Annotated in this window: 8 protein-coding genes; 7 read left to right on the top strand and 1 reads right to left on the bottom strand. The window is 44.4% G+C overall.

The features are described 5' to 3' along the window. Positions 1–14: 14 nt before the first annotated feature. From BFS30_RS25535 to BFS30_RS25505, 7 genes are all read left to right on the top strand, one after another. Positions 15–773 carry a DUF4397 domain-containing protein gene (locus tag BFS30_RS25535; protein WP_069381890.1) on the top strand — a complete coding sequence of 253 codons (759 nt, stop codon included), beginning with the start codon at positions 15–17 and terminating at the stop codon, positions 771–773. Between the two features lie 61 nt (positions 774–834). Then, complete coding sequence (locus BFS30_RS25530; protein WP_069381889.1) at positions 835–1,758, top strand: ABC transporter ATP-binding protein; 924 nt, start codon at positions 835–837, stop codon at positions 1,756–1,758. 46 nt (positions 1,759–1,804) lie between these two features. Next, positions 1,805–4,114 (top strand): Gldg family protein, encoded by a 2,310-nt coding sequence (locus tag BFS30_RS25525; RefSeq protein WP_069381888.1) that lies wholly within the window; start codon positions 1,805–1,807, stop codon positions 4,112–4,114. A gap of 1 nt (position 4,115) precedes the next feature. Continuing rightward, entirely contained in the window at positions 4,116–6,788 is a 2,673-nt protein-coding gene (locus tag BFS30_RS28100) for a MutS-related protein (RefSeq protein WP_237028662.1), read from the top strand. A gap of 1 nt (position 6,789) precedes the next feature. Then, positions 6,790–9,573 (top strand): M16 family metallopeptidase, encoded by a 2,784-nt coding sequence (locus BFS30_RS25515; protein ID WP_083252241.1) that lies wholly within the window; start codon positions 6,790–6,792, stop codon positions 9,571–9,573. Positions 9,574–9,583: 10 nt separating this feature from the next. Continuing rightward, a complete protein-coding gene (locus BFS30_RS25510) occupies positions 9,584–11,872 on the top strand; it encodes a Gldg family protein (protein ID WP_069381887.1) in 2,289 nt (762 codons plus the stop codon). Between the two features lie 113 nt (positions 11,873–11,985). Beyond that, positions 11,986–12,660: a sterol desaturase family protein gene (locus BFS30_RS25505; RefSeq protein WP_237028661.1), complete on the top strand. Its 675-nt coding sequence runs from the start codon at positions 11,986–11,988 to the stop codon at positions 12,658–12,660. A gap of 97 nt (positions 12,661–12,757) precedes the next feature. Here BFS30_RS25505 and BFS30_RS25500 read toward each other — a convergent pair whose 3' ends face one another. Beyond that, complete coding sequence (locus BFS30_RS25500; RefSeq protein WP_237028660.1) at positions 12,758–13,075, bottom strand: winged helix-turn-helix transcriptional regulator; 318 nt, start codon at positions 13,073–13,075, stop codon at positions 12,758–12,760. Between the last annotated feature and the right edge of the window lie 88 nt (positions 13,076–13,163).

Raw genomic sequence — 13,163 nt, 5'->3', positions numbered from 1 at the left:
CTAAACTGAACTACATGAAAACTTATAAATGGAATATTATACTGTCAATCAGCTTATTGTGCTTTGCTTTTGTTTCCTGCAAAAAAAACGACGAGGCTGCTGTTATTAGTCACCTTACGCTATTTAATGCGATGCCTGGAAATATTAAGTTAATGCCTAGCTTTAAAGGAACCGATCCTTTGGAACGTTACGCTAGTGCACAGCTTTTTTATTATGCTACTTTTAATGAATTGGGTAAATACGCGATTACTAAGGAAGAACAGCCTTTAACAGTATACAGCTATCCGGATACATTGCCAACAAGTAAACCATTGTTTGAACTGAACCTTAAAATAAAAAAGGGAAGCATCAACAGGTTATACTTTACAGGGACAGCGGCCCATCCTGATTACCTGCTTTCTACTTTTGTTCCTCCTGCTTACACTGCTGCAGACAGCACATTCGGCATTAGATTTCTGAACCTGTCCTATCAAAGCAAACCTGTAAATGTTTACCTGGTTAGCAATGGAGAACGTAAAGAAGTGGAGGGGCTGGCTTACAAAGCTGGTACTGAATACAAGCGCTATGCGGCACCATTAGAAACCGGAGATTATATTTTTGAGTTTCGGGATCAGGAAACCCAAAAACTCCTGGCCAGTTATACTACAAACGGAGTGGGGGTTGCCAAAGATAATTTATGGCGTTTCCGGAATTTCACCCTGGCCCTGATTGGATCAGCCGGTGAAACAACAGAAGTGTTAAAACAAAAACCCTTTTTGTTCAACGACTACTAATCAAAAGCAGGCTTCTTTAAGCCTGCTCTTCATAAATTTTCTTAATCCAAATTTAACTACTATGGAACCAATCGTTCGTATTAGCGGTCTGTCGCACCGTTATAGTACCAGCTGGGCTATTCGTGACATCAATATAGAGATCCCAAGGAGTGGGATTGTAGGTCTGTTAGGCTCCAATGGAGCGGGTAAATCTACTACCATGAACATCCTTTGCGGCGTATTGTCGCAAACCGCGGGAGAGGTGATCATCAATGGCATTGACCTGAGTAAGGAACCGGAACGGGCCAAACAGGAAATCGGTTTTTTGCCTCAGACACCTCCATTATACATGGATTTAACGGTAGATGAGTACCTGAGGCATTGTGGGATTCTGCGTTCGATAGACAGTAGGCAAATAAGGTCTGCCATGGATGAAGTAAAAGAGCGCTGTGGACTGATACATATCAGTAAGCGCCTGATCAAGAACTTATCTGGCGGGTATAAGCAAAGGGTGGGAATTGCCCAGGCCATTATTCACCATCCAAAACTCGTGGTATTTGATGAACCAACCAACGGACTCGATCCCAACCAGATCATTGAAGTTCGCGGCCTGATCAAAGACATTGCTGCTGAACGGGCGGTGATCCTTTCTACCCACGTCCTTACCGAAGTTCAATACCTGTGTAAGCAAATCGTGATGATCGAAAGCGGGCGCATTGTGTTTTCGGACACGATGGAAGCTTTCGACAATTATGTGGCGCCGCACAGTATGGTTGTGCTGATGGAAAACGCACCCGCGGAGGATAGTCTGCTCGCCATAGAAGGCATTACAAGAGTAGAATACCTGACAGAAAAACAGTTGCGCCTCTATTTTAATGGCGACCGCAGTATTTCTGAAACCCTGGTGCTGGAAAGTGCAAAGCAGGGATGGCGCTTGCGTGAGCTGAATATGGAAAAAAGCTCATTGGATGAAACCTTTGCCCAATTGTCCAGGATCTCGAACTAAGCATCGGCACGCAAATGAAGTCATCACCAAAGAAAACTATATACAAATGAAGAAAATAATACAAATAGCGAGGCTGGAACTCAGCTTGCTATTTTATTCCCCTATAGCCTGGTTACTGATCATGATCTTGTTTCTGCAAATGAGTTTTGATCTGATTCCGGCGATAGATGAAATACAACATATCCAGCAATTTATTCCCGGTTTTTCTTTTTTAACAGACAAGCTGTTTACCACGAGCCTGAGGGTAGGTAACCTTCCCTTCGGGATCTTTTTTAGCATTCTTTCCAGCCTCTATCTGTATACGCCATTGGTAACCATGGGCATCATCAGCAGGGAAACGAGCAGCGGAAGCATTAAACTGCTGTACTCATCTCCGGTAAAACTGAGTCAGATCGTTTATGGAAAGTTTTTCGCCATGCTGATGTATAATCTGGTGATTATCGCTTTAATGGGCCTCTTTCTCCTGATCGGTTTTGCATGTATAGATCATTTTGATTTTCCACATCCACTTGTGGCACTGCTTGTTGCCTATTTGCTTTTAAATACTTATTCGGCAATCGGGATCTTTATGTCCAGCCTCACAACCTATCAGGTGGTTGCTGCGATCTGCACTTTTGCAGTACTGGCTTTTATGAACTATATCGGGAATTTCGGACAAAGTCTTGATTTTATCCGCGACCTGACCTATAGCCTTTCCATGCCCAGCAGGGCAGAACGTATGGTAGCAGGTCTGCTAAATAGTCGTGATGTGATCTATTACTTCGTAGTTACTGGAATTTTCCTTGGTTTTACGATTGCAAAATTACAACTGGCCAGGGTAAGCAAATCCCTTATTTATCATGCGGGTAGATACCTCTTGGTGCTGAGTATTGGATTGGCAGTAGCCTATCTAAGCTCCCGCCAACCTGTAATCGGCTACTATGATGCCACCTTTACCAAAACCAATACGATTGTTAAAACGACCCAGGAAGTCTTAAAAAAGATGGGTGATGAGCCGCTTGAGGTAACGGCTTATGTCAATGGATTACATAGTTCCTATGGTTTTGGCGCTCCTGTTGGCCGTATTCCGGCCACGGCCCGTTGGGAACCATATTTACGATTCAAGTCTAATCTTAATCTGAAATGGGTCTATTATTACGATTACAGGGACCCTCAGTTCTATGTCATGAACCAGGGGAAAAGCTTAAAAACTTTGTTTGCCGAACAGGCAAAGGCTGCGGATTTTGATACCGCCGGATTTTTAAGTCCGGAGCAGATCCGTAAAGAAGTAGACCTGCGGGGGGAGAACGACCGCCTGGTATTCCAGCTAAAGTATAAAGGGAAGACCACTTTTCTAAGGACGTTCGATGATGCTGATTTCTGGCCGGGAGAGGGAGAGATTGCGGCAGCGATGAAACGCCTGATTGTGACTCCGCCAAAGGTTGTTTTTGCAACAGATGGTTATCAGCGGAGCATAGATAAGATCGGCGACAGGGATTACAAAATGTTAATCAATAACAAGTTTATGCGGAATTCGATGGTCAATATGGGTTTTGACCTGGACAGTGTGTCTTTAGAACAGGCACAGATTCCTGCAGGTATTTCTGTATTGGTGATTGGCGATCCCAGAGTTCAGTTTAGCCCCGTTGCAAGAGCCAAAATACAGAAATATGTTGCTGACGGTGGGAACCTGATGATTGCTGGCGAGCCCGGTAAACAAGCTATTGTTAATCCTTTGCTGGATTCCATGGGTGTAAAAATGCGCAATGGAACACTGGTGCAGAAAAGCAGGGATTTCTCTTACGGACTCGTTACGCCAACCCTGGCTGCTGCTGCGGTGGTCATGAGTCCGCGGCTTGAAAAGGCTTATAAAGAAAAGGCAAAGATCTCGATGCCAGGTGCCGCAGCCTTAAGTCAGGATGATAAAGGGCCTTTTACCATTCAGCCGCTGTTAATGACGAATGAAAAGATCGCCTGGATCAAAAAAGGACAGTTTGTACTGGACTCAGCTGCTTTGGTATTTGATGCAAAGACGGGTGATGAACAGGGTGCTTTTCCTTCTTCTTTGATGCTGACCCGGAAACTGAAGAACAAGGAACAGCGGATTTTAATAACCGGTGATGCCGATTTCTTTAGCAATAAAGAGCTGGCAAGGAGTAATATGGAGGTCGTGAACGGCTCTTTTGCCATCGGTATTTTTGGCTGGTTTGCTGATGGGATATTCCCTGTAGATCTATCCCGTCCTGAATCCAGAGATAATAAATTGATGCTGACCAAAGCAGGGGTGAGCACTTTAGAGATATTGTATTATGGGCTGATTCCCGGCGCCATATTCCTGTTGGGAATGGTGTTGCTGATTCGCAGAAAACGTAAATAAAATGAGCTTTATAACTGATAAACAAACAATCGATGATTTGAATATCTTCTCCAGATCGGGGAGTGATTCTATCTACCATATTTTTAATAAAACCTATACCCAGGGCGGCGCTGCGCTGCTGGAAGATCTCTTTCGCAATCCGCTTTCGGATGAGCAAATGATCAATGACAGGGTTGCGATGTTACGGTATTTTCAGCAAAGTAAATCTGCTTTCCCGCTACAGGGAAACCGTTTTGAAGAAGCAGAACGATATCTGGGCAATACCGATCCCCGCAGCCGCCTTTCCAATCAGGGTTTTAGCATGGCAGACTTTAAAGCTGCCGGCGAAAGTGTAATCGCCTTAACAGAGATTTTACAGGGATTGAAGGCTTTTATGCTGGACATTCAGCAAAAAGTAGCGGCAAACCCTTATGGCAAAGAAGTGGAAAAAATACTGGAACTGGTCAATTCCAGAGAGCTGGAAATCATCTTCGCAGATCATGGAAAGGGAAAGATCTCTTCGGGTAAGATCGTAGAGTACGACAATATTTTGCGCTTTCAGCAGCGTCCATTAATGGAGAAAATCCTGCAGCACATTTACCACCTGGATGTTTACATTTCCATCGCCAGGGTAGCGGAGGAACGTGGATATCATTTTGCGACTGCTTTAAAACGCGATGCCAACCGTTTGAAATTACAAGAGGTACGTCACCCTTTGCTGAATAAGCCGGTCACGAATTCTTTGGAGATGAACCCGGACAGCAATATTGTTTTTCTTACCGGGGCCAATATGGCGGGTAAGTCGACCTTTATGAAATCTCTGAGCATTGCCGTGTATCTGGCACACCTGGGTTTCCCGGTTGCCGCGAAACAAATGGAATTCTCTGTTTGTGATGGCATGTATACCACCATTAACCTGCCGGACAATCTGACCATGGGCGCCAGTCATTTTTATTCGGAAGTATTAAGAGTGAAAAAAGTAGCGGTCGAACTTGGTGCCGGAAAGAACCTGTTTGTCGTTTTTGATGAACTTTTCCGCGGTACCAATGTAAAGGATGCTTACGAAGGTACCATCGCGATTATGGAAGCTTTTGCCGGTAAGCCACATTCTTTATTTGTGATTTCCACACACATTATGGAAGCGGGAGAAGTGTTGAAGCAAAAATGCAGTAACATGAGTTTCCGCTATCTGCCCACCCGCATGGAAGATGGCAAGCCGGTTTATACCTATACGCTGACCGAAGGGATTACCGACGACAGGCATGGGATGATCATCATCAATAATGAAGGGGTCCTGGAGCTGATCAGCGATAAAAAAGAAGCAAAGAAAGCGCAGACCAGCCTTATTGCAGATCAGCAGACGATCGAAGACCTGAATCTGCAAGGTAAGTTTAAGCAGCAATCCATTTATAGCCTGTTTAACCGTCTGCAAACCAGGGGTGGGGAGAAAGTGCTCGAAGGTATGTTTCTCCGTCCGCTGAATCAGCCGGATCAGATCAATAAACGCAGTGCCTTATTCGCATTTTTTCAGCAACACAGGGTGATTTTTCCGGTGATCCGTTCACAGGTAGAGTCTATGGAAGATTACCTGGCTGGTGGGGCGGGCGCTGCGCTGCCAAGCGTTGCCTGGGGCATATTCCTAAAAAAAATCCAGCAAATGCTTTTCCATAGTGCAGAATTGCTGCAATTGCAGGCCGGTCAATCGGTAACGATAGAGGTCTTGCAAGCATTCCGCATATTCTTTTCAGATCTGAAATTAAAAACCGGTATTGCAGTGTATCAGGAGGAGCTGGATGTGGCAGAAAAAATCCTGCAGGATCCAAGGTTGCAGGGCATCCTGAATGGCGGGGAGGAACAGCCCTCGCTGATGCAACTGATCAAAAATGACTACGTGATTCGTCATGCAATGATGAACCAGATGGAAACTTTATTGAAACTGATCTATGAACTGGATGTCTTTGCCGGTGTAGCAACAGTTGCCGCAGAAAATGAATTCGTTTATGCCAAAGCGTTGCCTGCCGAACAAATGGTCTTAAATATGGAGGGTTTTCGCCATCCGGGATTGAGAAATGGCGTAGCCAATAACCTCCATTTAACCAGAGACCGAAATGTGCTGTTCTTAACAGGCGCAAATATGGCAGGTAAATCCACCTTTATGAAGTCGATGGGCATCGCGGTTTACCTTGCCCACATGGGCTTCCCGATAGCGGCTAAAAAGATGGAGTTTTCCGTGAAAGATGGTTTGTTCTCCTCGATCAATGTTTCTGACAACCTGGATATGGGCTATAGTCACTTTTATGCAGAAGTATTGCGGACCAAAACAGTGGCAAAAGCGGTGAGTGAATCTCTTGATCTGTATGTCTTGTTTGATGAGTTGTTTAAAGGTACGAATGTAAAAGATGCTTACGATGCCACACTCGCGGTAACTAAAGCCTTTGCAGAAAACAGGAATAGTTTCTTTGTCGTCTCTACTCATATTATTGAAGTAGGAGAAGCTTTAGGTAAAGTATGTGATAACCTGCAGTTCTCCTTCTTACCAACAGTGATGAAAGATGGCGTACCAACCTATCCATATACACTGGCATCTGGTATCACCACCGACAGGCAGGGAATGATCATCATTGAAAATGAAAAGATCGTCGACATCATTAAAGGAAACGATCAGGTAACAAGCAAACCATTAATATCACTGTAACATGTTCATCAAATATAAGTTTTTAAGCATTCTGTTTCTAGCCACGCTTTGTATTCCTTTAGCCTGTAAAACAAGCCTGGATACACAACCGCTGCAGCTGGATCCGGAAGTAAGAACGGGTAAACTGCCCAATGGCTTTACCTATTACATCCGCAAAAATAAAACACCCGAAAAACGTGTCACCATGTACCTGGCCAGCAAAGTAGGCTCCATTCTGGAAACAGATCAGCAAAGAGGGATAGCCCATTTTGTAGAACACATGAGCTTTAACGGAACCAAACATTTCCCAAAAAAGGAGCTTTCTGATTACCTGGAAAAGGCAGGGGTACGCTTTGGGGCAGACATCAATGCCAATACCGGTCTTGAAGAAACTGTTTACCAGCTTCCATTGCCTTCGGACCATCCGGAACTGCTGGCCAATGGCTTACAGATCATCCGCGACTGGGCACAGGATGCCAATATCGAAGCAGAAGATGTGGAGCGGGAACGTCATGTGATCCTGGAAGAAAAACGTTTCAGACAGGGACTTGCGCAGCGTGTTCAGGAAAAAAGTGTGCCTTTTTACACCAACAACTCCCGTCACGGTTCGAGGTTGCCCATCGGAACGGAAGAAGTTTTGCTAAAGGTAACACCGGAAGAAATCCGCAGTTTTTACAAAGATTGGTACCGCCCCGATTTGCAGGCCATATTGGTTGTCGGCGATATTGATGTAGATCAGATGGAGAAAGACATCAAGGCAAAATTCTCTGACCTGCGCAACCCTCAAAAAGAAAAGGAGCGTCCTGTTTATCCGGTAAAGCTGACCGGAAAAAACCAGTATATGCAGTTTATAGATCCAGAATTGGGCGGGGTTTCCTTAGAAATTACGAAGAAAGAGCTGGCTGATACCGTCAGGACCACTGCGGATTACAGGACCAGTCTGCTTAAAAAATTGCTGGCTGAGCTGGTGAGCATCCGGTTTAGAAGGTTACCGATTGTTGGTTTTGGCCCGCTGACAGGCGGACTAAATTCTTTTTCTGTGAACCTTACGACCAAACCGGCCGAGACCGAGCAGGGCTTGAAAAGTATATGGCTGGAACTTCGCCGCATGGAGGAACAGGGCTTTACGAAATCGGAGCTGGAAAGGGTGAAAAAAGCGCATCAGTACCAGATAGAAGAAGCTTTGAAAGAAAAAGACAGGACGGCGTCTGAACTGCTGATCAAGACTTATCTGCAGCATTTTTTAACCGGTAATGCAGCTCCAGGGATCAGTAAAGAAGCGGAACTGACCAGCGAATTGCTTCCTGAAGTAACGCTGGACGAAGTCAATGCATTGATGAAGGATTACATGAAAGCTACAGACCGGGACATTATTGTGAAATCTTCAGAGTACAATAAAGCATTTCTTCCGGATGAGGCTACTGTGTTGAAATGGATAGAAAGTGTGTATACACAAAGTCTGCCTCCGATGGAAGAAGAGGAAAACTTACTTCCCCTGCTTAAAAAGGAACCTGTTCCGGGAAAAATCAGCGCTGTGGAAGAGATCAAAAAAGCAGATATTCAAAAAATCATGCTTAGTAATGGTCTGACGGTGCTATTGAAAAAAACCGATTTTCAGAACGACCAGATCCTGTTTAAGGGACTTGCAGAAGGAGGAACCTCTTTATCTGGTGATGCAGATTACGAAAGCGCCACCAATGCCGCAAATATCATTGCAGCAGCAGGTGCAGGTAACTATGACTTCTTGCAGCTCGGTAAACTGATGACAGGCAGAAAGGTCCAGCTAAGCCCTTTTATACTTGATCAGTATCAGGGATTCAATGGCAGTACCACCAAAGAGGATTTGCCAGCTGCACTGGAGTTGCTGCACGCTTATTTCAGAGAACCCCGAAAGGACGAAGAATCTTATCTGACTCTGTTGGGCAGGGCTAAAGAACAGTTGATCAATAAACAAGATAGCCGCAGTCAGGTTTTTATGGATACTGTAACCCTGGTCTTGGGCAACTATCATTTGCGCAAGAAACCACAAAGTATCAATCGTTTAGATGCGGTAAAACTGGATAAGGCCTTTGAGATCTATAAAGAACGTTTTGCCGATGCTTCAGCTTTCACTTTCTTATTTGTTGGAAATATGGAAGTAGCAAAAGTGAAGCCTTTATTGGAAAAATACCTGGGCTCATTGCCTTCGACAAGGAAGAAAGAAACCATGCGCGACCTTGGTATTAACGTTCCTGCGGGTAGGATTTCTAAAACCGTATATAAAGGCACAGAGCAGAAGTCAAGTGTTGTTCTGGTTTATTCAGGCGCTTTTGATTACAATTTCGAGAACACCATTAAGATGAATGCAATTGCCGATGTATTAAAGATCAGCCTTACCCGACGCCTTCGCGATCAGGAAGGAGGGACCTATACCCCGAATGTGCAGATGAACCTATCCAGATATCCGAAAACCAGATTTGCTATAGTCGTTTCTTTTGACTGTGCACCTAAGAATGTAGATCAGCTGATTGCTTCAGTACAGGATGAAATCAACAAAATGAAAACTGCAGGCCCTTCCGCAGAAAACCTGCAGAAATTTAAGGCTGCGCGTAAAGTCGGATTGGAAACGGGCGCTAAGAACAATGAGTTCTGGCTGGACTACCTGGTTTCGCAGGTGATGAATAAAGAACCGCTGACACAGTTTTTTGATTATGACGCCGCCTTAAATGGCATTACCATAAAATCAGTTCAGCAAGCTGCGGCGACTTACATTCAGGACAAAAACTATGTGAAACTGGTCCTGATGCCAGAAAAAACTAACCCTTGATTATAAAAATATGAAGAAAATAATACAAATAGCGAGGCTGGAGCTCAGCCTGCTATTTTATTCACCGATCGCCTGGCTGATGCTGCTGATTCTGTTTGTGCAAATGAGCATGGGCTTTACTCCCAAGTTGCCTGAGTTGGTCCGCGGACAAGGATTTAGCGGTCTGACGGAGCGGTTGTATATGAGCATAGACTACGCTGGTGTCCTGAGTGCTATTCTGGATAAACTGTATCTCTACATTCCTTTGATCACCATGGGGATCATCAGCAGAGAAACTAGTAGCGGAAGCATCAAATTACTGTACTCTTCTCCGGTAAAACTAAACCAGGTGGTTTATGGAAAATTTACCGCGATGCTGGTGTATAACCTGATGATCATTGGCGTAATCGCGTTGTTTGTGTTGATTGGTGCCATATACATCCCGCATTTTGATTACCCACATATTTTAGTGGCATTGTTCGCCATTTATTTAATGCTCAATGCCTTTGCTGCTATCGGCATCTTTGTGTCCAGTTTAACTACTTACCAGGCGGTTGCGGCCATCAGCACCTTTTTGGCTTTGGGTTTTATGAATTATATTGGTACAGTCGGACAAGGGATTGATTTTATCCGCGACCTGACCCATAGCTTATCTATGCCAAGCCGTACGGCAAGGATGCTGGCGGGATTGCTGAACAGTCGTGATGTGATTTATTACTTCGTGATTTCCGGGATGTTTCTGGCTTTCACGATCACTAAACTGGAACTGGAGCGGCTCTCGAAAACTGTGTTTCAGCAGGTGATACGCTATGGCTTGATCCTGGCGATCGGTTTAACAGCAACCTATGTCAGTTCCCGCCAGCAGATGATTGGTTATTACGATGCGACGGCTACGAAGCAAAACACCATCAGTAAAAACACACAGGAAATCCTTAGAAAGATGGGGGATGAACCTGTGGAGATGACCGAATACATCAATGGCCTGGAAGATTCTTACAACCAGGCGACGCCTAAACAACGGATCGCAGACATTGCCCGCTGGGAGCCTTACCTGCGTTTTAAACCAAATATCAAGCTGAAATGGGTGTATTATTATGATAGTATCCCGGGTTTAACCGTACAGTTGAAACAGCAAAAGGTCAGTTTTAACTATTATGTGATGTTCATGTCCAACCTGTTGAAACTTGACCTGCGTAAGTTTCTGACACCTGCAGAGATCAAGAAACGGATTAACCTGGAAGGAGAGAACGCCCGTGTGGTGATGCAGTTAAAGTATAAAGGCAAGACGACTTTTCTAAGGACATTTTCTCCCGATACTTATTTTTGGCCCAAAGAAGCGGAAACAGGGGCAGCCTTAAAACGTCTGATGGTGAATGCGCCAAAAGTTGTTTTTGCAACCGATGGTTATCAGCGGGGCATGGACAAAGTAGGCGACAGAGATTATAAAACCTTGACGAATACGAAGCTGAGCAGGGGATCAATGATCAACCAGGGCTTTGATGTCGATAGTGTCTCTTTGGAAAGGGGCGAGATTCCTGCAGGCATTGCGGCCTTGGTGATCGCTGATCCTAAAGTGGCCTTTAGTCAGGCTGCCCTCACTAAGCTCCGGAAATATATCAGTGAGGGCGGAAACCTGATGATTGCCGGGGAGACCGGGAAGCAAGGTGTTGTGAATCCATTGCTGGATTCCCTTGGGGTAAAAATGCTGGAAGGAACATTGGTTCAGGAGAGTAAAGATTATGCAAATGATCTGGTGGCCCCAAATCTGGCTGCCGGAGCGATAGCCATGACTCCGGAATTACAACCTTTCTACCTGCAGAAATGGGTGGTTTCCATGCCGGGTGCAGCCGCTTTAAGTTACGATCCTAAGGGGCCGTTTGTAGTCCACCCATTGTTAACAACCAATGCCGAAAGCAGCTGGCTGAAAAACGGTAAGCTGGTGCTGGATTCTGCTGCTGCAGTATTTGATGCCAGAGCCGGAGACCAGAAGGGCAGTTTTCCTACTGCATTGATGCTGACCAGGAACCGGAACAACAAAGAGCAGCGCATCATGGTATCAGGCGATGCCGACTTTTTAAGCAATGCCGAACTGTCCAGGTTGAATATGACCACCATTAACGCAGGTTTTGCCCTCGGTATTTTCAAATGGTTTGCTTATGGGGAATTCCCGATAGATACGAGCAGGCCGGATCGTAAAGACAATGCAACAACGCTCACCAAGGGCAGCGTGAAAACGATACAAATATTTTATTATGGCGTAATTCCGGGAGCCATCTTCCTGCTTGGAATGGTGACCCTGATCCGCAGAAAACGTAAATAATCATGAATCAAACTTTTGAGAATATCATTTTGGCGTTTCTCCTCACAATAGGTCGTTATTTTCTTATTGCAGGTGTCTTTTTTTTAGTTTTTTACCTGCTTTTCCCCAAGAGTATGCTGCGAAATAAAATTCAAAGCAAGCTGGCGGGAACGGCCGATTTCTTGCGCGAGATCCTGCATTCTTCGGTGTCCAGTATGGTGCTGGCCGTAATGGCATTGATTGCTTTATCAAAAGGAATACGCGGATATACTTTTATCTATACCGATCTGCATACTTATCCGCTTTGGTGGGTTCCGGTTAGTTTACTACTCACCTTAATCGTGCATGACACTTATTTTTATTGGATGCACCGGATATTGCACCATAAAAGACTATTTAAGGCAACACATCTGGTGCACCATCAATCGACCAATCCTTCTCCTTGGGCTGCTTATTCCTTTCATTTTTTTGAAGCGGTAGCCGAAGGAGGAGTGATGATCGTATTGGTGTTTACCATGCCTTTGCATCCTTTAACATTGATGCTGTTTGCCTTTTCTTCTTTTGTGATCAATGTTTACGGACATCTTGGTTATGAAATTATGCCTAAAGGATTCCGGAATACTTTCCTTTTCGAAATCATCAATACTTCTACTTTCCATAACATGCACCATCAGAAGTTTAAAGGAAACTATGGATTGTATTTAAGGGTCTGGGATAGGTGGATGAAAACAGAACATCCGGATTATGTGAAAGATTACGACCGCATTCAGGAGAAACGATTTGGAAATTTACAAAGAATACAGTCCTAAAGAAATCAGGAAACATTTTATCCCGCATACCTGAAAAAGCAAACCCCTGCAATCGCACGATCAGCAGGGGTTTTAGACGTTTATCGGAAGCCCATTTTTACTTCTCTTTCTCTCCAATGATTACTTTCCGGTGTTTCATTCCCCAGTCAGTAAGATCATTAATTATGGTCTGTAATGTTTTGCCATATTCCGTTAGTTGATACTGAACGGTTACAGATTGAGTGTCTAAAACCGTTCGTTTTATCAGCTTATTCATCTCTAATTCCTTTAATTCTTTGCTCAACATTTTGTTTGATATTCCGTTTACATCATTCAAAATATCAGAAAATCTTCTTTTGTTGTAATAGCAAATAGAAGAAATGATAGAAATTTTCCATTTCCCGCTTAGCACGTCCATGGTATCGTGGACGGCCATGATCTCTTTTTTATGTCCTTTTTGACACACGTCGTCAGTCATAAGTTACTTGGTTACCCGAATGTTACTGTTACTTTTCGTTACAAAG

This window comes from Pedobacter steynii (assembly GCF_001721645.1).
Classification (GTDB): domain Bacteria; phylum Bacteroidota; class Bacteroidia; order Sphingobacteriales; family Sphingobacteriaceae; genus Pedobacter; species Pedobacter steynii_A.
Note: the sequence above shows the minus strand (reverse complement) of the source record. Positions and strands in the feature narration are given on the sequence as shown.

Coding starts and splice junctions, on each gene's coding strand:
- BFS30_RS25525 (WP_069381888.1), top strand. CDS start 1,805: ATGAAGAAAATAATACAAATAGCGAGGCTGGAACTCAGCTTGCTATTT.
- BFS30_RS25515 (WP_083252241.1), top strand. CDS start 6,790: ATGTTCATCAAATATAAGTTTTTAAGCATTCTGTTTCTAGCCACGCTT.
- BFS30_RS25510 (WP_069381887.1), top strand. CDS start 9,584: ATGAAGAAAATAATACAAATAGCGAGGCTGGAGCTCAGCCTGCTATTT.
- BFS30_RS28100 (WP_237028662.1), top strand. CDS start 4,116: ATGAGCTTTATAACTGATAAACAAACAATCGATGATTTGAATATCTTC.
- BFS30_RS25535 (WP_069381890.1), top strand. CDS start 15: ATGAAAACTTATAAATGGAATATTATACTGTCAATCAGCTTATTGTGC.
- BFS30_RS25505 (WP_237028661.1), top strand. CDS start 11,986: ATGCTGCGAAATAAAATTCAAAGCAAGCTGGCGGGAACGGCCGATTTC.
- BFS30_RS25500 (WP_237028660.1), bottom strand. CDS start 13,075: ATGGCCGTCCACGATACCATGGACGTGCTAAGCGGGAAATGGAAAATT.
- BFS30_RS25530 (WP_069381889.1), top strand. CDS start 835: ATGGAACCAATCGTTCGTATTAGCGGTCTGTCGCACCGTTATAGTACC.